9 protein-coding genes are annotated in these 21,460 nt (G+C 56.1%); all 9 read left to right on the plus strand.

Annotation, left to right across the window (positions count from 1 at the left end; translation table 11 throughout):
- The first annotated feature begins 162 nt into the window (after window positions 1-162).
- The 9 genes from BMZ79_RS19350 to BMZ79_RS19390 all read left to right on the plus strand — a co-directional run bounded on the left by BMZ79_RS19350 (window position 163) and on the right by BMZ79_RS19390 (window position 21,455).
- Window positions 163-4,329: an S-layer homology domain-containing protein gene (locus tag BMZ79_RS19350; protein WP_143088994.1), complete on the plus strand. Its 4,167-nt coding sequence runs from the start codon at window positions 163-165 to the stop codon at window positions 4,327-4,329.
- Between the two features lie 506 nt (window positions 4,330-4,835).
- Window positions 4,836-7,487, plus strand: coding sequence for an S-layer homology domain-containing protein (locus tag BMZ79_RS19355; protein WP_090642590.1), 2,652 nt, complete (start codon window positions 4,836-4,838; stop codon window positions 7,485-7,487).
- Window positions 7,488-7,678: 191 nt separating this feature from the next.
- Window positions 7,679-10,243 carry a DUF4352 domain-containing protein gene (locus BMZ79_RS19360; RefSeq protein WP_143088995.1) on the plus strand — a complete coding sequence of 855 codons (2,565 nt, stop codon included), beginning with the start codon at window positions 7,679-7,681 and terminating at the stop codon, window positions 10,241-10,243.
- A gap of 146 nt (window positions 10,244-10,389) precedes the next feature.
- Complete coding sequence (locus tag BMZ79_RS19365) at window positions 10,390-10,920, plus strand: hypothetical protein (RefSeq protein WP_090642744.1); 531 nt, start codon at window positions 10,390-10,392, stop codon at window positions 10,918-10,920.
- Between the two features lie 90 nt (window positions 10,921-11,010).
- A complete protein-coding gene (locus BMZ79_RS19370) occupies window positions 11,011-11,277 on the plus strand; it encodes an alpha/beta-type small acid-soluble spore protein (RefSeq protein ID WP_090642593.1) in 267 nt (88 codons plus the stop codon).
- 231 nt (window positions 11,278-11,508) lie between these two features.
- Window positions 11,509-12,717: a methionine adenosyltransferase gene (gene metK, locus BMZ79_RS19375; RefSeq protein WP_090642595.1), complete on the plus strand. Its 1,209-nt coding sequence runs from the start codon at window positions 11,509-11,511 to the stop codon at window positions 12,715-12,717.
- 238 nt (window positions 12,718-12,955) lie between these two features.
- Window positions 12,956-17,371, plus strand: coding sequence for an Ig-like domain-containing protein (locus BMZ79_RS19380; RefSeq protein ID WP_256252843.1), 4,416 nt, complete (start codon window positions 12,956-12,958; stop codon window positions 17,369-17,371).
- A 149-nt stretch (window positions 17,372-17,520) separates the two neighbouring features.
- On the plus strand, window positions 17,521-20,223 hold the full coding sequence (locus BMZ79_RS19385; RefSeq protein WP_090642598.1) for a stalk domain-containing protein: 2,703 nt from the start codon (window positions 17,521-17,523) through the stop codon (window positions 20,221-20,223).
- Window positions 20,224-20,294: 71 nt separating this feature from the next.
- The gene (locus BMZ79_RS19390; RefSeq protein WP_090642600.1) at window positions 20,295-21,455 is read left to right on the plus strand and encodes a sensor histidine kinase; all 1,161 of its coding nucleotides are present in this window, start codon (window positions 20,295-20,297) and stop codon (window positions 21,453-21,455) included.
- Window positions 21,456-21,460 lie beyond the last annotated feature (5 nt).

Consider the following 21,460-nt stretch of genomic DNA (forward strand, 5'->3'; position numbering starts at 1 on the left):
TAGTGTAGAAGCTCCTTTCCCTTTGGGGAAAGGGGCTTTTTGCGTATGCACGCCGCGGCGGGGGCCGGGATTTTCGGGTCTGCGACTAAAGTTTCGGGTGCCGGAAGCCGATAACAGAAATACATCAAACTCTGATTGTGGAATCAGTGGAGGAGGCTTACCGTGATTAGGAAATTAGGCATATGGTTCGTCTTGGTGGCGCTGGTCATCCAGTTGGTGCCGGCCAGCAAGCTCGAAACCGCCCACGCCGCGACGGGCAATTTCACGTTCCCGACCGAGAGCGACCAGATTGGCTCGCCCCGAGTCACGACGGACGAACGGATTACCTTGACCGGTACGATCAACAACGTCGACCCGACCTCGATCTCGTACAGCGTGTACCAGATCATCGATCCTGCTAACCCGGATAAAGTGGGAAGCACGCGCGAGAACCTCACCAGCAACGTGTCGGTGAACGGTTTTAACGTGCAGATTTTCAATATTCAGCTCTTCCCCGGCTTGAACAAAATCACGTTCAAGGGCACGCAAGGGGGCGGGGAAGTAACCAATTCCATTTACGTAGAGTATCGCAACGGACCGATGCTGTACGATCTAACGGCGAATCTGGACGGCAACAGCTTCCCGATTGGCGATAACGGCAGCACGACCGTAGTTCAATCCAATACGTCGCGCGGCCGAGATACAGCCGATATCAGCATCACGGGCAAAGCGCCGAACGCGCAGCAGGTGACGATCGTCGTCAACGGCGCGAGCAAGACGTACTCCGTCAACAGCAGCAACGAAAATTCGTTTGCCGCGGCGCCGATCACGCTGCAGAAGGGCAAGAACCTCGTGACGATCCGCGTCAAGAACGGCACGCAAGTCATCGAGACGACGCGCGACATCGCGTTCTATAACGGAAGCGTAACGTTCTACGACGTGAATCTCAACGAAATGAGCGCAGGCACGACCGTGCAATCGGCAACGCTGGAATACAGCCCGAACTTTGTGGTAACCACCAGCAACACGCTAAAGGTCACGGGTAAAGTCATCGTACCGAACAGCGTGTACGAAGAAGTCATTGATCCAAAGACGACGCCGCCGACGAAGGCGACGCTGCCTCATCCAGATCCGACCAAGACGCTTGCCTCCTTGAAAGCGGCGATTAAGAAAGTGACGGATGCCTCTTATACCGACCTGACATCTGCGATCAGCAACGCGACGATCGTAGGCACGCCGTCGGCTACGGATAAGTTTTTCATCTTCCAATACGAGATCGACCTCGGCGCGATCACGGCTAAATCGCTGGACGTGTTGTACAATTTGAAACTGACGGCGCGCAACGAAGAAAACGCCCATTTGAATCTCACGCCGACCGAGCAGGGGACGGATGCGCTGTATTTCACGCTGCATGACAAGAACAAACCGTTCGTCAGTCAAATCAACTACTTGCCGGGATACAAGCCGGAGAACTACCAGGGCATTGAAGGCGTACCGCTCGATGGCAAAAACATTTACGGACTGCCGGTCGGCATCGAAGTACTGGTCGGCAACCCGGCCGGTTCCGATGACGTAACAATTACGAGCATCGCGGACAATTTCGGTCATACGACGACGCCGACGAAAGTGAAGCTGCCCAATGCAGGGGGAACGCTTCCGTCCGGCCAATACGCCCAACGCGACATTTCCACGGTGACGCGTACCGTCAACGGCGTGCCGCAAGTGTTTACGCGCGTCATTTTGGAATTCTATAAGCTGCCTTACGAAGGAACGCAAACCATCACGGTCCAAGTCGGAACGGGGAACACGGGCACCGCTAAGTTCACCATGCTGTACGGCCCGTATGTCAGCTACAACACGATTTTCGACGGCATGACGATTTTGGATGATTCGACGAACGCGGATCGCGTAACGGACCTGATTCATAATAAGCTAGGCGATTTCAAAGGCGTGCTTCAGAATATCAACAACACTGCGGAGATTAACTACAACACGTCGAATAACAAACCGAGAACCGTTTATTTCTATATTAATAATGTTCCGTTTCAGTTGAGGGCAACCAGTACGGATTTAACGCAGTTCGAACTTGATTCTACTACAGATCCAACGAATCCGGGACAGAGCGTCTACGCCAAGGCACTGAACGCGTTGTTCAACGGGGAGAACGAGATCAAATTCGTATTCCAAAGCTCGAAGAGTTACTATGAAAAAGTCGTAAAGGTAAATAAGGTGCCAACCAACCTGCCGATCATTCCGGCGAACAATTCGGGTGTTTACCCGTTCACGTTCACGGATACGATCAGCGATCCGAAGCCGATCCTGAACGATCCGAACTTCACGAAGAACGGCGCGCTCTACAATACGACGGAGCCGTTCATGAACATTTTCGGCACGTTCGACTTTATCGACTTGGGCAAATCAGAGGCAGCAATACGCGATAAGATGACTTTCTTGCTGGCTTCGGATAACGGCCATGTACCGGCGAGCGATTACATTCTCAAAATCACGGGCGCGACGCTGACGACTCCGCTGACGTGGAAGCTGACGGATCCGTTCCAAATCGTCGACGGCGACACGCCGCTCGGCATGTATCCGGCCAATGCCAGCATCAACGGCAACCTTGTCGTGCGCTACGATATCGCTACGCAAGCGTTCCAGTTCCTGCTCAAGAAACAAGAGCTGAACGCCGACGGCAGCTCCAGCGTCTATCTGTTTAACGTGTACAATAGCGGCGAGACCGGTCCGAAAGCGACGTATCGCCTGGAAGTCGATCCGACCGTGCTGCCGTACAAGATTCTTCGTCCATACCTGCCGGCGGAAGGCATCGTGAACAAGAACTTCGTCGATGTCATCATCAACGCCAAGGGCGCCGACAAAGTCACGATCAATAAGCAAGCCGCCGAGAAATTCGCGTACGACGCCGATAATAATCCGGCGAACGGCATCGAGTACCCAAATGCGTTTAAAGCCACCATCAATGGCTTAAAGCCCGGCGTGAATAAAATCAACTTCATCATCGAGAGCGCGTCGGATAAAGTCAGCAATTATCTCGAGGTTTCGTACACGCCGACGAACATTCCGGGCGCGCAGTTCCTGGATGACATGAAGACGTCCAATAAAGTGTTCGACGGCGCGGTTACGCTGACGTTCCCGAAAGGCGCCGCGCTGATCCGGAAGGATTTTAACGTTCCGGCAGATTTGAAAAACCAGGTGTTCACGGGACATAAGCTGCTGTTCGCGATCGCCAATCCCGAAGACGGCGTCGTCGACCGACGGGAATACGACAGCCCGCCGCCGGACTTCGATTTGATCATGCAAAACTTCGGTACGCGCTTCAGAGTCTCGTTCCCGACGCGCTTCTCGAAGTCCAGCCCGGTCTACTGGATCGACGCCGGCTTGGCCGACGACACGACTACGCCGACGTACGATCCGCTGAAGATGGGCGTGGATCCATACCAGTATCCAGGCGCGACGGGTCCGGCCGGCACGAAAATTCCGACCTATGACGAGCGTCCGGACGACCGCGAGCTTATCGCATCCAAGCGAGGAACATTAGCGCTCTCGTTTGACCCGAACATTCGCAACACCGCGGGCACGATCGTTACGGTGTTCCGCTATGACGTGAAGAACAAGTTCTGGGTCAACCTGGGCGGAACCGTGGATACGAAGAAAAACACGATTACCGTTCCATTCGATCAGTTCGGCTACTATGTCGTCGCGAAAATGACGTATTCGTTCTCGGACGTCACGAACCACCCGTATGCCCGCAACTATATGGAGGCGATTTTCTCCAAAGGCATTATGAACGCGGCCAACTTCGATGATTTCGGCGCGGATATGTACACGACGCGCGGCGAGTTTACGCGGATGGTCGTCAAGGCGATCGATATTCCGCTCAACTACGAATTAAGCAAGCCGCACTTCGACGACGTGCCGCCGATCATTAACCAAGACGCGCTGTGGGACTATAGCTACATTGAGACGGCTGCCCGCGAAGGCATCATTCGCGGCACCCAGCCGCGGGCATTCGAGCCGACGGCGAATCTCTCCCGCGCGGACGCGGCCGTTTTCCTGGCGCGCGCGCTGAATCTGAAGCTGGAGACCGATCCGAAGAAGATCGACGCGGCGCTGCAGAAGTCGTTTAAGGATTATGCGGATATCAACTACTATGCCAAAGCCTCGGTTCTCGCTATCGCGAAGAAGGGCTATATCCAAGGCTCGCCGATCGATCCGAAGGACTTGAAGAAAGGCTATACCTTCGAGCCGAATTCCAGCTTGCTTCGCTCGGACGCGTCGATCATCATCGGCAAAATGATGGCCGACCTGAAGCGGCTGCCTAAACTGAACTAAACTGGATGACATCGGACTGCTTGGGAGATTCCCGGGCAGTCTTCTTGTTCTTGCATGGATTTCTAGTGATTAGTAGAGTTCGCTATACATGGGAAATGTTATCTATCGACGTTTATAGGTCATTCGTTCTATAATTGGAATCGTGGTAGACGAGCCGTCCCGCTTCATGCAAAGCGTCGACAAACTTCCAAAAAAGTGGCGCCGAAAAAAATTAAAAGATTTTTTCTCGACATCGCAACTTTTTAGAAACCAGTGCGTTTAATTACATGAAGATGACGGTAAGAAAGCTTATCTGGCCTCTGATAGAGCTTGGAATGATTTGTGAATTAGCTCTTTACGCTAGTAAGTGCCCATTGTATAATGTTGTAGTGGTGTTTGGTCTCTACCATTTTTTTCATGCCTTCTTTTATTTACAAGATTCTGCGACAAGTTCCTACAAGGAGTCACTTTTTGCAGACATAATTTATATGAATATGCTCAACTCGTGAAAGGGGGTGAATCGGCCAATGAGACATACGAGCAAACAATATCCTAAACAAAACTCTCAAGACCCGAAGCAATTTAGAGGAGGAGAAAAAAAGGTTATGAAAAAAAGTTTATCCCTCGTAGTAGCGGCAGCTATGACGCTGACAACGGCGTCCGTTGCATTCGCTGACACGGCTCCAGCAACGACTGATCTGACTGCGCAACAAAAATTCGACGCTCTGAAAGAACTCGGTATCTTCAACGGATACCCAGACGGTTCCGCAGGTCTTGATAAGCAAATGACTCGCGCTGAGTTCGCGAAAGTACTTACGAAGCTCGCTAAGCTGACGGAAAACGCAGCAGCAGCAAAAATCTACACGGACGTTCCTGCTACTCACTGGGCTGCTCCATTCATCGGCGCTTCCACGGAAGCTAAACTGATGAACGGTCTGGGCGCTAACAAATTCGGCCCATCCGGTCAAGTAACAGTCGAGCAAATCGCTAAGGTTGCTGACCTGGTTGCAGGTCTCGAGCCAATCGAAGGCGAAGTGTCCGGCAAAGTGTCCGCATGGGCGAAAGGTTATGTAGCGGCAGCTGTTAAAGCCGGCCTCCTTCCTGAGCTTCCTTCCTACCAAACGAACGCAACTCGTCAGTTGCTGGTAGAAGTTACTTACGATCTGGCAAAACCGGTTGAAAAAGAACTGAAAGCAGTTAAAGCAGTTCAATCCGGCGCTAAAAAAGTCACGGTTACTTTCAACCATGCTGCAAGTGCAGACGAAAAAGCAGCCCTGACGTATGAACTGAAATCCGGTCCTACTTCTTATCCTGTAACAGCAACGTACTCGGAAGACAACACGTCCGCTGTACTGTCCGTTGCATACCTGCCAGCTGGCGACTTCACATTGACGGTTAAAGGCAGCGATCCGATCAACGTGAAAATCGAAGCTGAAGCAGCTAAGAAAATCGACATCACGGCAACGACGGTTCAACCGGCAGCTAACCAGGATCTGGGCGTAAAAGTTTACAACCAATTCGGTGAAGCAATGTCCGTAAGCCCAACGATCTCTTCCTACAACGTAACGAAGGGTAAACAACTGGGCAACGGCAACACGCTGAACCTGCAAGCTGGCGCAGCTGACGAAGCGGCTCTGAACGACAACATCCTGGTAACTGCTGTTTACCCGGCGGCTGGTCTTTCGATCAACAAAACGCTGAAAGTAACGAACGGCAGCGCAGCAACTTCGATCAAAATCGAAGATGTTAAACCGCTGAACGGCAGCGCTCGCGTTTCCGTCAACCAAACGGGTCTGGTTCTTCCAATGACGCTGGTAGACGCAAACGGTCAAACGGTTAAACTGCCTGCTGGTACGGCGACGCTCGCAGCTGGCCAAAACAGCTTCTCCTACGCTGGTCTGGTATTCTTCATCAGCGACAGCGCGATCGTAAAAGGTTTCTCCGTTGATACGAACGGCGTAATCACGTTCAACACGCTTGCTAAAGCGGGAACTGTGTACATCACGGTTACGAACCCAGCTACGCAAGCTACAGCTAACCTTGCTTTGGTAGTTAACGATGTTCCGAAAGTGAAAACTTTCCAACTCGGCAACTCCGGTTCGGTAGTCGTTAAAGGCGAGAAAGTTGTTCTTCCTTACACGGCTGTAGATACTTTCGGCAATGCAATCGCGCCTAAAGATCTGTCGCTGGCTAACGTGAAATTCAATGCATTCGGCAACGAAATCACGCCTGTTAAGAACGCTAAAGGCGAGCTGGAGTTCACGTTCAACCAAACTGGTACGACGAACATCTATGTTTATGTAGATGGCGTTCAACAAACTTCCACCATTGGTGTCGAAGTTCGTGACGAAGCTAAGTTCACTGCAGTTAACGGTATCAAAGATGTAGCTACTACTTATGAAGTTGACGCAAGCAACGACTTCGACCAAGACAACATCATCTTGATGGATAACTACGGTCGTACTTCCAACGTTGCAGCAGGCAAATTCGCAGTTAGCAGCGACAACAAAGCCGTTGTGGACTACGTAGGTGGTAAACTGGTTGCTAAAGCTGCCGGTACTGCTACTATCACGGTTTCCTCCGATGCTAACACGGGCATCACGAACTACACGTTTACTGTAAATGTTGTAGCTTCGAGCTCCATCACTTCGTACGCAATCGACACGATCGGTACGCAATATGGTAAATCCGACGGTTCCACGAAAACGGACGGTCACGCTACGGCAGTCACTCTTGTTGGTAAAACGGCAAGCGGCGTAACGGTAGCACTGGTTTCCAACGTACCTGACTTCGTAACTGTACAAGACGAGTCGATCCTGAAAACGACCGGTACTTCGGTATATGGTTTGAAAGCAGGCAAAACGACTGTATCGGCTTACTTCAATGGCGCTAAAGTAGCTGACCAAGAAGTAACGGTTTCCGAAGATGCACCGGTAGTTAAAACAGTCGAGTTCGACAAAGACGAGTACACGACGACTGTTGGCGCTGCTCCTGCGTTCACGGTAACGGTAAAAGACCAATACGGTAAAGTAATTGCCACTCCGGTTGGTTCGATCATCGTTAACGACAAAGCGATTGTTGACAACAAGCTGAAAGGCTTGAAAGTTGGCAGCACGACGGTTACTTACGTCGCTTCCAACAACACGCAAGACACTGCAGTCGTTGTAGTTAATCCTTAATCATTCTTCTTAAGAAGAACAGGCGAGGTTTTCCTCGCCTGTTTTTTGCATTTTGCTTGCAACTTGTTCATACCCTCTTCATCTTTCAACGCTATAATTGAAGGAAAGTTATCAAACCGGTAACGCCGGGAAATGAAACAAATCCCAACGATGACGCGTCTAATAGTGTATAGATTCCAGGAGGGATGAACGTGGCTCACAAATGGGTAAAGGTCGGCGTCGTAGCTTTAGCTAGTTCGGCCTTATTGTTCCAAAATGCGGACTTTTCGGTAACGCCTGTTGCGGCAGCGGCTAGCAGCAGCACGAGTTCCATTTCCAGCAAGATCGTCAAGCTGAGCGCATCGGCTTATCTGAACATAAGAGATGTGCATTTCCTCATGCAAAGCCAAGGGAAGGTACTTGTTTATTCAGTGAGTATCACCAATAATGGCAACTCCTCGTTGGACCTTATGGATTATTGGCTTCGCGTAAAAACGAAATCCGGTAAAACGTTTAAAACGACCGCAATCGACTCAGATAAGGATATTAAAGATATCCCGGCAAAATCCACGCAATATCTGACCTACTATACCGTCGTTGATAGCCAAACCAAACTGACGGACCTCTCCTTCCAAGTGTTGAAATGGGATTTCTCGGTGGCCAATTACGAGCGTACGTTGGGAACGATTCAATATCCGGCGAATGGGACCGATAAAGTCACTCCTTTCAAAGATGCGACGATGCTGTATGATCACAACAAAGTTCGCGGCGCGATCAAGCAATCTTACATAACAACGGATGCTACAAATGCTTACTTGGTTGTGAATTTGCTCGTTGAAAATGTCGGCTTCCAATCCAGTGATCTTAGCAAAATGAACTTCTTCGTTCAAACAAACAGTCTTTCGGTCTATAACGTCACCGCTTCCGGTTTGGACCAAGCGACGATCCAGCCGAAGGAACGCAAAATCGTTACGCTGCATGCGACAATTCCGCTTGCTGTAGCCAGCAAGGCATTATCGCTAGTAGTTGCACAAAACGATGAAGCTAGCAAGGTTCAGCTGCCGGTGGGCGTGTTTGCCTTACCTGCGACCAAACCGTTGAGCGCTGCTCCGGCAGGGAAGACGCGTATGGTTTATATGTCAGGTTCCCCGACCAATACGGTCGCCGGTCAAGCCTTTGTATCGCAAGGCACAAGCAGCAAGGATATCTCGCTTGAATTTCGGATGACGAATATCGGCACGGCCTCGATTGCGAATCCTGCGCTGGATTATTTCATCGTGACGGCATCGGGCACAAGTTATCCGCTCTCTTATGAGAAAGAAGAAAACGCCGTCCTCTTGCCGAATATTGAGAAAACAATTTCGCTGACGGGGCAAGTTCCGACGAATGTTAACTTGACCAACGCCAAGCTTGTCGTCAAGTCACAGGCAACGGACAAAGAGAAACCCTATATTATTGGAACGTATGCGCTTCAGACGGCAACGCAGCAAGGGTCGCTCGGAGGATCGTTCACTTACAATGATTTCTCCGTCAAACTCAATTCGGTTCAACGCGCGCCATCAAGCGATAATGACGTTTTGGTTGCAACGCTTTCCGTTACGAATCGGAGTAAGGCTACGGTACAAATTCCGAGTCTGGGCGGTTACTTCATGGTCAACGGCGTCAAAATCGGAACGGAACAAAAAGCGGTTGCCATGGATGACTCGGTTACGATCGCTCCAGGGGCATCGGCCGACTTCGTCGTCTATTCCGAAATTCCCTATACGACATCCATCGATAAAATTACGTTCGTCAGCACGGAGCCAGTTCAGGACAAACCGGGCAAGCAGCTCTATCAATTCAGCGCGCAGCAGCTGAGCGATATTCCGTATAAGAAGATTGAGGAAGCATACGCGATTAACAGCATCGGCAAACGGTCCACGGTAAACGTACTACGCACGGCGATCTTTAATGGCACGACAAAAAACAACTTCTATGCCGAGTTCGAAGCCGTGAACAAAGAATTGCGATCGGCCGCCATCGCTCCTTTAGGTGGCTATATAGTGGATCAGAAGGGTATCGTGGTACCCGTTCAGTTCGCGACGGTGAAGGATAAGCTTTCTCCGAACGGTAAAGCCTTGTTGAGTGCATTTGCTACAATTCCGAAAAGCTTCGATACGACTTCCTATAAATTGATTTTGGGACAAACCCTCTTGACAGCAGCGGGTGGTGAAGCACAAAACTCCGGCAGCGGCGGTACTGCCGGCGGTACCGGAGGAAGCGGTTCAGACACGGGAACCGACGGCGGGACCACAAATCCGGTTCTCGTTAATATGGTCTCGTATCCAATGAGCGCTTCTGAACCTGTAACCAAATCGGATCTTGGCGATATTCAATTTGCAGGGTATACGTTAGGATTGCATTACATCAACGCGTTCCTAAGCGTCGCGGGCCTATACGACGTTAACGGTTTGAAAATGACCTTGGATTACAGTCTGGCGAAAAACGGGGATTACGAAGTGATTTCCGGAGATCATAAGCTATTGATCGAATTCGTCAACCAAGACAACAACCACGTAACGTATTCGCAGCAATTCGGATTGGAGACGGCCGGAGAGAACGAGCAGGCGTTGACGGTATCGGAAGACAATCCGCTAACCATTTCGTTCAGCGATACGGAAATTCAGTCTAAAATCCTGCACTACGATACGTACAAAGTCAACGTTTACGACGTCTTCCAAAATAGCAAGCTCTTGCTGGCCAGCAAAGAAATGAACTGGTTTACGACAACACCGTAGAAAAGCGACCCATTAAACCAATCGCGAGAAGAGCCGGTACACAAAACCGGCTCTTTTTCATGAAATGAAGTCGACGTGCCGATATAAGTCTAGTATTGTTAAACTAAGGAAAGAAAACGCGAAAGATGGGCAAGGAGGACGAAATCGTGAGATTTACGGGCAAGAAACTGGCGCTTTCCCTGGCGGTCGTCGGAGCGGCGTTGTGGATTGGACTAAAGCTTCCGACGCTGGCGGAGGGTGACAGCGCTTCGGTCGTTCCGGGCTCCGTGAACGACCCGATCGTCACGAAGAGCTACATCGATAAGCAAGTCGCCGATCTGGTGAAGGCGGAACTCGCCAAGCAGGGCGGAGGCGGCGGCGGACAGACGGATGCCGGACAAGGCGGCGGGTTTCAACAGGTCGAAGTCGTGACGGTGCCGGTCGGCAAAGTTTTGATTGCCAAGGACGGCGCGGAGTTTATCGTGCGGGCGGGCAAAGCGGTGGCCTACAGTACGGACAGCAACGGCATTTCCGACCTAACGGACGGGACGGATATTACGAACGGCAAGTCGGTCCCGAACAATCACCTCATCTTATTCCCGCGCGGCGGCCGCGGCGTCACGCCGGCGCCTGGCCAGAAGACGGGCTTGACCGTCATGGTTCGCGGCACGTATTCGTCGCAGGCGGCAGCGAAGTAACTAATTTTACCCGTACTGTCAACAAGTAATCCGCTTCGGAACCCGGTTAACCGCGCACACTAGAAGCATCCCACTAGGAGGTGCTTACGAATGTCGAGAAGCAATCGCAAACTGGTTCCCGAATGTGCGCAAGCGTTGGATCAAATGAAGTATGAATTGGCTGCCGAACTCGGTCTCATGACGGGCGGCGCAGGCGGCGCGGATACGGAATTCGCATCCGAATTAGGCGGTACGTCGGGCGCGGGCGGCGCTCACGTCAACTGGTCGCAAATCGCGACGCGCGATGCCGGCTATATCGGCGGCAACATCACGAGAAGGCTCGTCCAACAAGCCGAGAAGGTCTTAAACGGGCTGTAAATCCAGTCCTGCAAACCGCTGTCAGCCATTGACACCAAGCGACATCTTCGGTATCATACTTTAGAGAGTTCTTAATGAGACCTTTTCCGCATCGGAAAAGGTTCATTTTTTGGAATCGAAACGTTCAGCGTTAGATCCCGGTATGGGACGACGATGTCTTATAGAGTCCCAGCAATCATGATTGGTTATGCATCTTTACTTAGAACAACGAAGTACAGGAGGTTGAAGTTCATGTCTCTCAAAGGACGCCATTTGTTTACGTCCGAGTCCGTGACGGAAGGGCATCCCGATAAAATCTGCGACCAGATTTCTGACGCGGTACTGGATGCTTTTCTCGAAGTGGACCCTTACGCGCGCGTTGCGTGCGAAGTTTCCGTCGCCACAGGTCTGGTGCTGGTGATCGGCGAAATCAGCAGCCGCGCGGATTACGTCGATATTCCGGCCATCGTGCGCCGCACGATCAAAGACATCGGTTATACCCGCGCGAAATACGGTTTCGACTACAGCACGTGCGCCGTACTGACGTCGCTGAACGAGCAATCCGCGGACATCGCGCAAGGCGTTAACGCCGCGCTGGAATCCCGCGACGGCGTAGACGTTCGCCAAGAAAACGAAGATATTGGCGCAGGCGACCAAGGCTTGATGTTCGGTTTCGCGTCGAACGAAACGCCGGAGCTTATGCCGCTGCCGATTGCGCTGGCGCACCGCATTTCGCGCCGTCTGTCCGAAGTCCGCAAAGACGGCACGCTGGAATACCTTCGTCCGGACGGCAAAACGCAAGTGACGATCGAATACGTGGACGGCAAACCGAAGCGCGTCGACGCCATCGTCGTCTCCACGCAGCATGCGGAAGAAATCTCGCTGGAGCAAATCCAAGCGGACATCCGCAAACATGTCATCGCACCCGTCGTTCCGGCCGAATGGCTGGACGGCGAAACGAAATATTTCATCAACCCGACGGGCCGCTTCGTTATCGGCGGACCGCAAGGCGATGCCGGCCTGACGGGCCGCAAAATCATCGTCGACACGTACGGCGGCTATGCTCGCCACGGCGGCGGCGCATTCTCCGGCAAGGATCCGACAAAGGTCGACCGTTCCGCGGCCTATGCGGCTCGTTACGTGGCGAAGAACATCGTCGCAGCCGGCCTGGCCGAGAAATGCGAAATCCAACTGGCTTACGCGATCGGCGTTGCTAACCCGGTATCCATCAACGTGGATACGTACGGGACGGGCAAAGTCGACGAAGAAGTGCTCGTGGAAGTCATCCAGAAGAACTTCGATCTGCGCCCGGCCGGCATTATCAAAATGCTGGATCTGCGCCGCCCGATCTACAGCAAGACGGCTGCGTACGGCCACTTCGGCCGCACGGACATCGATGCTCCGTGGGAGCGCGTGGACAAAGCCGAACAACTGAAAGCCGACGCGCTGGCGATTCGTTAAGACGACCTCGCGCGAGTGGAAGCCGCTCCTTCACCGGAGCGGCTTTTTTTTGACTCTTGTTTCGGCTATCCCGCCTCTTCTTACCCTCATCTCGCCAGGATTTTTCCTTTCCCTTCCTCTCGCCTTCCGTTCGAAAAAGCGTGTCAAACCGCCCTTTTTCGGCATTCGTCTTCATTTCGCCCCGGTCCACGCCGACAACTATTATACGAGTGTCTTTAGTTGGGGAGTGGGTCATATGATGCGAATGCGCAGAGCGGTATCCTTTATTATTGCGGCCCTGTTGGTGCTGCAGGTTGTGATCGGCGGCCTCGCCGCCGGACCGAAGCGGGCGGAGGCGGCGACGAGCGGGCCGGTCATCGCCAATATCTCGCCGCTGCCGAGCACGGCCAACGTGCCGACGAACACGAATTTGAAGCTGACGTTCGACGAGAACGTCCGCAAGGGGACGGGCAGCGCGACGATTCAGATTCGCAAGCAGCTGGACAACGCGTTGTTCGAATCGTACGTCGTCGCGACCGACAGCCGGGTCGCGATCGGCACGGGGGCCAACCGGAACGTCGTGACGATCTCGCCGAGCTCGAACTTCGCGCTCAATACGAGCTATTACGTCACGATCGACGCGGGCGCGTTCGCGAACGAGAGCAACAATGCCAACTTCGCCGGGTTGACAAGCGCGGTCGGCTGGAGCTTCACGACGGTCGCCGCGGCCGATACGACGCCGCCTGCCTTGAACGCGACCAACCCGTTCTCGCCCGCGAACGGCGGCACGGCAGGCGTCGGCACGGCCTTGAAGCTGAGTTTCAACGAACCGGTCTTCGCGGCCAGCGGCTCGATTACGGTGCAGAACGTCGCCCAATCGTGGGATAGTCAAGTCATCTCCGTCAATTCCGTCGGCGTCAGCGGCAGCTCGACGTCGACGATCAACGTTACGCTGCCCAACGTATTGAACGGCAGCAGCACGTATGAAGTCAGCGTGCCCAGCGGCGCGTTCCAGGACGCGGCCGGCAATCCGTTCGGCGGGGTCGACGGGGCGAGATGGCGGTTTACGACGACGGCGCCGCCGCTCGGCACGCCCGTATTGAAGCCGGCGGACAACGCCTATTCGGTCAGCGTGACGACGAATCTTGTTTTGAGTTTCCCCGGCGCGGTGGCCGCCAATACGGGGACGATCACCATTAATAAAGTCGCCGACAATACGACGGTGCAAACCATCGGCGCGAACTCGGGCAGCGTGTCGTACGTACCGAACGCGTCGACGGGAGGAACCGACGTCGTCATCGATCCGCCTTCCGACTTGGCGCCGAATACCGGCTTCTACGTGCTGATCGACGGGGGCGCCTTCAAGGATGCCGGCGATTCGTCGAAGCTGTTCCAGGGCATCTCGGATGCGCGGGCTTGGAGCTTCGTTACGGATCCCGGCAACGATACGACGCCGCCGACGCTGCTCGCGGACCGGAAGCCGCTCGGCACGCAGGCGACGAGGACGGTCAGCCTGGAAATGAATTTCTCCGAGCCGGTCTATCCGGGCACGGGCAACATCGTCATTCGCTCGCTGCCGTCGGGCAATGCGTTCGCGAGCATTCCCGTCACGTCTACGAAGGTCTCCGGAGGTGGGACGACAAAAATCACCGTCACGGACGCGAGCAAAACGTACGCGGATAACGCCCGGTATTACGTCGAAATCGGCGGACAAGCGTTCTCGGACGTCAAAGGGAATTATTTCGCCGGCTTGTCCGGCTCCATCGCGTGGTCGTTCACGGTGACGCAGGACAGCGACAAGCCTTCGCTCGTGCTTCAGGTACCGGCGAGTGGGGCGCAGAACGTACCGCTTCAGGGCACGCAGCTGGAAGCGACGTTCAGCGAACCGATCATGCTGGGTACGAGCGGAGCGGCAATCACAGTCAAACGGGTGAGCGGCACGGGAAATTCCCCGCTGACGACCACGTATGCCATCGATCCGAACAACAACCGTAAGCTCCTGGTCACGGTGAACGGCACGATGGCAGGCAACACGGACTATTATGCGGAAATCTCGCCGGGAGCGGTCACCGATCTGGCCGGCAATGCGTTCGACGGGATTCTGAACCAGTACGGCTGGGCGTTCCGGACGTCCGCCTCGTCGTACGGCCCTCCGACGGTGACCGGCGCGGCGCTTGTCGGCACGAACAAAATCGATATCGCGTTCAACGAGAACCTGGATACGCGGGATACCGCAACGCCGGCGCCCGCGAATTTCTACGTGACGGTCAACGGCGCAGCTCGCTCGGTGACGAACGTGGCCATCGGCGGACATACCGTGACGCTGACGCTGCAGAGCGCGGCGTCCTACGGCCAGGTCATCAAGGTATCCTACTCGGCCGGTTCGAATCCGATCAAGGACCTGGACGGCACGGCGGCGGCGAGTTTCTCGGGCATTATCGTCACGAACGTGCCGGACACGACGGCGCCTTACCAGGTGAGCGGCTCGCTGAACGGCACCACGATCGTGCTGACGTTCAGCGAAGAGATCGCGCAGGTCAGCTCGTACGCCTATGCGCAATTCTCGGTTTACGTCGACGGCAGTTACCGCTCGGCCACGTCCTATTCGAGCTCCGGCAGCGTCGTCTTCCTGGCTTTTAGCGGCGCGGCGCCGGCGTCGGGACAGACCGTATCGGTATCTTATTACGCGCAGTCCTACCCGCTGCGCGACTTGGCGGGCAACGCGGCCGCCAACTTCAGCAATTTCTACGTGCAGAACGGAACGGACCGGAGCGCGCCGGCGCTGCAATACGTAACGGCCGCGGGCTCCCTCGTCACCCTCGCGTACAACGAGGCGTTGAACACGGCGCTGACGCCGCCGGCGGCGTCGTTCTACGTCACGGTCAACGGCGCGTCCCGGTCGGTCTACAGCGTAAGCGTCAGCGGTTCGCAAGTGCTGCTGTCGCTCTCGACGGCGATCTCGACGGGGGATTCCGTCGTGGTCACCTACGTCGGCGGCACGCCGGCCATAACGGATCTGTACGGCAACGCGGCATCGACGTTCAGCAGCATGCCGGCCAACAACGGCGGGACCTCGTCGCTGGTCCTGAACGGCATTATCGCGAAGGGCGGCACGGTCACCGTCAGCTTCTCGGCGGCGCTGAGCGCGAGCTATCCGGCGTCGACGTCGCAGTTCTCGGTCAAGGTCAATAACGCCTCGCGCCCGATTTCGAACGCTTCGGTCAGCGGGTCCAGCGTGGTGTTGTCCTTGTACACGCCGGTCGCGATCGGCGATGCGGTGAAGGTCAGCTATAGCAATGCGGGTCTCGGCCCGCGCTCCGTCACGGGCGTGCTGCCGGCTTCGTTCACGGAGGTGGGCGCCGCTAACCAGACGACCTGGGCGGATAATGCATCGGGCGATTACGAGGCGGCTGAAGGCGGCGGCTTGGGGATCAAATCATCCGCGGCGATCACGACGTCGACGGTGTCCCCGGCCGGCATTCCGGCGAACCAATACGCCCTGACGGGCGAGAAGGTCACGGCCGCCTACAACGCGGTAAGGTCCGTCAGCGGCACGGTGCCGCGCGTGGTCTTCACCGTGCCGAGCACGGAGAACGCCGCGATCGTCGCGCTGCCGCTCGGCGCGCTCGAGGACGCCAAGAAGCTGGCTTCCAACGCGTCGATCGGCGTGGCCTATAAGGCGGTCACCTACGACATCCCGCTCAGCGCGCTTAATTTCGCGCAGCTGGCGCAGATGATGAACGCGGCCGGACCGGTCGGCCAGCTCGTCGTCTCCATCGACACCAACGCCGGTTCGTTGGCTTCGGCGCTGAACGCGCAGCTGAGCAGCGCGGGCGACCTGTCGCTCGTCAACCCGGTCAGCTTCCAGCTGGCGGTGACGAACAACGGCCGGACGAAGCCCGTCGACAACCTGAGCGGGTACGTCACGCGCACGATCAAGACGTCCGCGAACCTCGACGGCAAGCAAGTGGCGGTCGTGTGGCTGGATCCGCAGACGAACAAGCTGTCGTACGTGCCGACGCAGGTAACGCAGGCGAACGGTCAATCCGTCGTCACGTTCAAGCGCAAAGGCAACAGCGTCTATGCCGTCGTGAAAGGCACGGCCAAGTTCACCGATCTGGCGAAGCATTGGGCCCGCAACGACATCCAGCTCCTCGCGAACAAGTATATCGTCGAAGGCAGCACGCTCACGGCGTTCGCCCCGAACAAAGCGGTCACGCGCGGCGAGTTCGCGATGTTCATCGCGAAAGGGCTCGGACTCACGGGCGACCGGTCGGCCGCGGCGAAGTTCAAGGACGTCAACACGTCCGCGGCGCTCGCGGCGTACATCGGCGCGGCGGCGACGTCCGGCATCGTGCAGGGGATGACGGACGGCAGCTTCAAGGCGAACAATCCGATCACCCGGGAAGAAATGGCGACGATGATGGTGCGCGCGGCGGCGGCGGCGGGCGTCCAATACGCGCTCAAGGGCGCCGCGGCGGACACGTTGAAGAAATTCGCCGACCGCGGCAAGATCGGCACATGGGCGCAGGCGGACGTCGCCAAGGCGGTGCAGGCGGGCATCATCGCCGGCCAGACGGCGACGTCGTTCGGCGGCAAGAACAAAGCGACGCGCGCCGAGGCCGCGGTCATGGTAAAGCGGCTGCTGGCCAACGTGGATTTTCTCGATATCTAGCTTATTATCAGCTATCCGGTCGAATCGGCTCGGATAGCTTTTTTTTGTCGGTCGAATGCTGTTGATAGGACTCTTCTATCAGACGTAACTTTTCCAGCGGTTTCATAGTCTAACCTACTAGACTTTGAGATGGGAGAGTTGCAGGAGACATGCGAGACGAACAGAAACCGAACCGGGTGCCGGGAAAAACCGGCAGACGCTTGCTGCTATGGACATTGGGGGCGACGCTGCTGGCGCAGCCGCTGATGATCGCGGTGCCCGCCTTCGCGGCGGCCGCGGAGAGCGGCGCGGGCACGAACGGCATTCAGGCTGCGGTGAAGCAGCTGGTGCAAACGAACGCGGAAATGATTACGTCCGGCGCGAAACGCGTCGATTATACATGGATAAGCAAGGCAGGGGCAAAACCGTCGTACGTGCACGTCATCGAGGTGGATTTGACGAATCCGTACGTGAAGCTCGACGTCATGAACGGCAAGGCGGGTTCGGTGACGAGCGTCGGCTCCGTAGCCGGCATGGTCGGCCAGACCGGGGCGGTCGCGGGCGTGAACGGGGATTATTTCAATACGGCGAGCGGCAAAGGCAATCCGATCGGCGCGGAGGTGACGGGCGGCCAGCTCGTAACGAGCCCTTCGCAGCTGACCGGCATGTACGCGTTCGCGCTGACGAACGATCATAAGCCGACGATCGATACATATGGTTTTGAAGGGGCGGTTACGGCGGCCGACGGGTCGGCCTTCCCGCTGTCCGGCATCAACAAGGCGGCGTACAAGACGGAGCCCGACAACGGCTTCAGCCACGCCAACGCGATGTACGTCTATACGGGCGCCTGGACGCAGTCGAGACCGGACGTGAGCGACAGCTCCACGACGCCGACGGAGGTGCTCGTGCAAAACGGCGTGGTCACGCAGTTCGCCGACAATGCCATGATAACGGGCGCGATCCCGGCGGACGGCATCATTCTGCGCACGCACGGCAAAGCGGCCGAGTACGCGCGCGCGCATCTGCAGGCGGGGGCGCAGGTCGCGGTCAATTATAACCTGGTCGCGCAGTCGACCGGCCAGAAGATCGACCCGAATCAACTGCAGATGCTGATCGGCGGCCATACCATTCTGGTCAACAACGGCGCGGCGGCGGCCTTCTCCCGCAGCACGAGCAGCATCAGCGGAAGCAGCGACCGCGCGCGCACGGCGCTCGGGTATTCGAAGGACGGCGCCAAGGCATTCATCGTCACCGTGGAGGACAGCGGCAGCAGCCTCGGCGTGACGCTGGCGGAGCTGCAGCAGATCATGGTGCAAGCGGGCGTCTGGAAAGGGATGAACCTGGACGGCGGCGGCTCCACGACGATGATCGCGCGCCCGCTCGGGGAGACGGCGGCGCAGCTGGCGTTCCCGACGGAATACGGCGCGACGCAGCGGCTCGTCGCGAACGGGCTCGGCGTCTTCTCGACGGCGCCCGCCGGCACGCTGATGGGCATCAAAGCCAGCGGCAGCAGCGTGATGTTCGTCGGCCAGCAGGCGTCCTACGCGATGAAGGCGTACGACAACTACTACAACCCGATCGATCCCGGCACGCTGCAGCCGACCTGGCAGGCCGGTTCCGCGCTCGGCAGCTTCTCGGGCAATACGTTCACCGCGGCGAAGGCGGGCTCCACGACGATCACGGTCAAGTCCGGCGCGGTCAGCGACAAGCTCCCGATCGAGATCGTGAGCGGCGGCGACATCGCCTCGATGACGATCGGCGCGGGCTCGCTCGTGCTGGAAGCGGGCAAGTCCATGGCGCTTCCGGTCAGCGCGACGCTGAAGGACGGACGCCAGCTGACCGTTCCGGCGTCCTCGGTCAAATGGGAGCTGCGCGGCTTTACGGGCGCCGTGAACGACGGCACGCTGACGATCGGCGCGGTGAGCCCGACGGCGAAGGCCGGGTATGTCATCGCCCGCTACGACGGATTTTCGACAATGGCCGTGCTTGCGACGGGCGCGGATAAAAAATTTGACGATTTCGAGAACCAGACCTATCCAATTTCGTTCCAAGGTACGAATGGTGTAGGTGGGACGGCCTCGGTCGTGTCGGGACTGCCCGGCACGAATAGTACGGGCGTCGTGCAGCTGCAGTACGATTTTACCAACGGAAGCGGGACGAAGGCCGCTTATGCCGTCCTGAACGGCACGGGCCGGAAAGTGGACGGCAGCCCGTCCGGCATGAGCATCGACGTCATGGGCGACGGCAGCCTGAACTGGGCGCGCGCCGAGTTCATCGACGGCAAGGGAGCGGCGCACCTGATCACGCTGGCCAAGCAAGTGGACTGGACCGGCTGGAAGACGATCAAGGTCAACCTGGCGGCCGAGGGCATGCCGGCGCCGGTTACGCTGAAGCGCCTGTATGTCGCGTCGCTGGAGGACGGGCAGGACGAGCGCGCCTTGACGGGCGCGATCGGGTTCGACAACGTCGCGTTCCAATACCCGGCGCTTGCGCCGGAGCCGCCGCGCGAGAAGATCGGCCTGAAGATCGGCTCGAAGAACGCGACGGTCGCCGGCAAGGCCTACAAGCTCGACGTGGCGCCGCTGCTGCTGAACGGCACGACGTACCTGCCGCTCCGCTTCGTGACCGAGGCGATGGGCGCCCAAGTCGATTGGGACGCCGTGCTGAAGCGCGTCTCCGTGCTGCGCGGGAGCCAGCTGATGGACATGTGGGTCGGCAGCAAGGAGTATGTGCTGAACGGGGAGCGCAAGCAGTCCGAAGTCGCACCGATGACCCGCAACGGACGTACGCTGGTCCCGATCCGGCTCGTTTCCGAGCAATTGGGCCTAGTTGTAAATTGGGATGGAAAAATGGGCACGATTACCGTCGAATGATATGGATGCCTGCCTCTGAATCTATGCTATGATAGATTTAGTAGATTAAGCAGAAAGTGGGCCGTTATCGGATGGATTTTCGCGTAGACGATATCGATCGCGTCATAAAGAACGCCGTCTTGGTCATGGAGGACAGCAAGTACCAAATCTTCGAGATCTGCGAATCGGCGCGCAAGGAAATGTATTCCCTAAGCCAGGAACTGAACGAGGTGCTGGCCGAAACCGGGGAGATCATCGACAAAGTCGACAAGCTCGAGCTCGATTACCGCAGGGCGAGAATCCGGCTGACTGAAGTTAGCCGGGACTTCGTCCGATATAAAGAAGAGGACATCAAAACGGCGTACGAAAAAGCGACGCAGCTCCAGCTGGAGCTGATGATGTTCCGCGAGAAGGAAACGTATCTGAAGGCCCGGCGCGACGAATTGCAGAAGCGGGTCCGCAACGTGGAGAAGTCCATCGAGCGGGCGGAATCCATCGCGTCCAAAATCAACGTGGTGCTGGAGTACTTGGCGGGAGATTTGAACCAGGTGACGCGTATCCTGGAATCCGCTAAGAACCGACAGCAAATCGGGCTCAAGATTATTTTGGCCCAGGAAGAAGAGCGCAAACGGATCGCGCGGGAGATTCACGACGGTCCCGCCCAGTCCCTTGCGAATATAGTGCTTAGGACGGAAATTGCGGAACGCATGCTGATGAAGCAGGAATTTCAAATCGTGCAGGACGAATTAATAGATTTGAAGAGCCAAGTGCGTTCCGGCATCGAAGAAATTCGCAAAATCATCTTCAACCTGCGGCCGATGGCGCTCGACGATCTCGGTCTAGTGCCAACGCTTCGCAAATATATTCAAGATTACGAAGAAAAAAACAAGATTCGAACGCGGTTCGAAACGATCGGCAAGGAGCTGCGGCTCCCGTCGGCCATGGAAGCCGCCATCTACCGCATGGTGCAGGAAGCGTACAGCAATGCGTTCAAGCACGCGAATCCGACCTATGTGACGCTCGAAATGACCTACCAGGCGCAAATGGTGAAAATTGTCGTCAAGGACAACGGAGTCGGGTTTCATCCGAATCTGATCGAGTCCAAGGCGAAGAACAGCGCGCATTTCGGTCTGATCGGCATGCGAGAGCGGGTTGAACTGCTCGAAGGGAGGATGGAGATCGAATCCGCAATCAACGAAGGCACCAAAATCACGATCCATATCCCCATCAACGCGGAATCTAGAAAGGAGTAACTAAC

The sequence above is a fragment of the Paenibacillus sp. UNC496MF genome (assembly GCF_900113915.1).
Lineage (GTDB): Bacteria > Bacillota > Bacilli > Paenibacillales > Paenibacillaceae > Paenibacillus_Z > Paenibacillus_Z artemisiicola.

Bases quoted from the DNA above. Each gene is read 5' to 3' on its own strand.
- metK (WP_090642595.1), top strand. From the start codon at position 11,509: ATGTCTCTCAAAGGACGCCATTTGTTTACGTCCGAGTCCGTGACGGAA.
- BMZ79_RS19355 (WP_090642590.1), top strand. From the start codon at position 4,836: ATGAGACATACGAGCAAACAATATCCTAAACAAAACTCTCAAGACCCG.
- BMZ79_RS19380 (WP_256252843.1), top strand. From the start codon at position 12,956: ATGCGAATGCGCAGAGCGGTATCCTTTATTATTGCGGCCCTGTTGGTG.
- BMZ79_RS19370 (WP_090642593.1), top strand. From the start codon at position 11,011: ATGTCGAGAAGCAATCGCAAACTGGTTCCCGAATGTGCGCAAGCGTTG.
- BMZ79_RS19385 (WP_090642598.1), top strand. From the start codon at position 17,521: ATGCGAGACGAACAGAAACCGAACCGGGTGCCGGGAAAAACCGGCAGA.
- BMZ79_RS19390 (WP_090642600.1), top strand. From the start codon at position 20,295: ATGGATTTTCGCGTAGACGATATCGATCGCGTCATAAAGAACGCCGTC.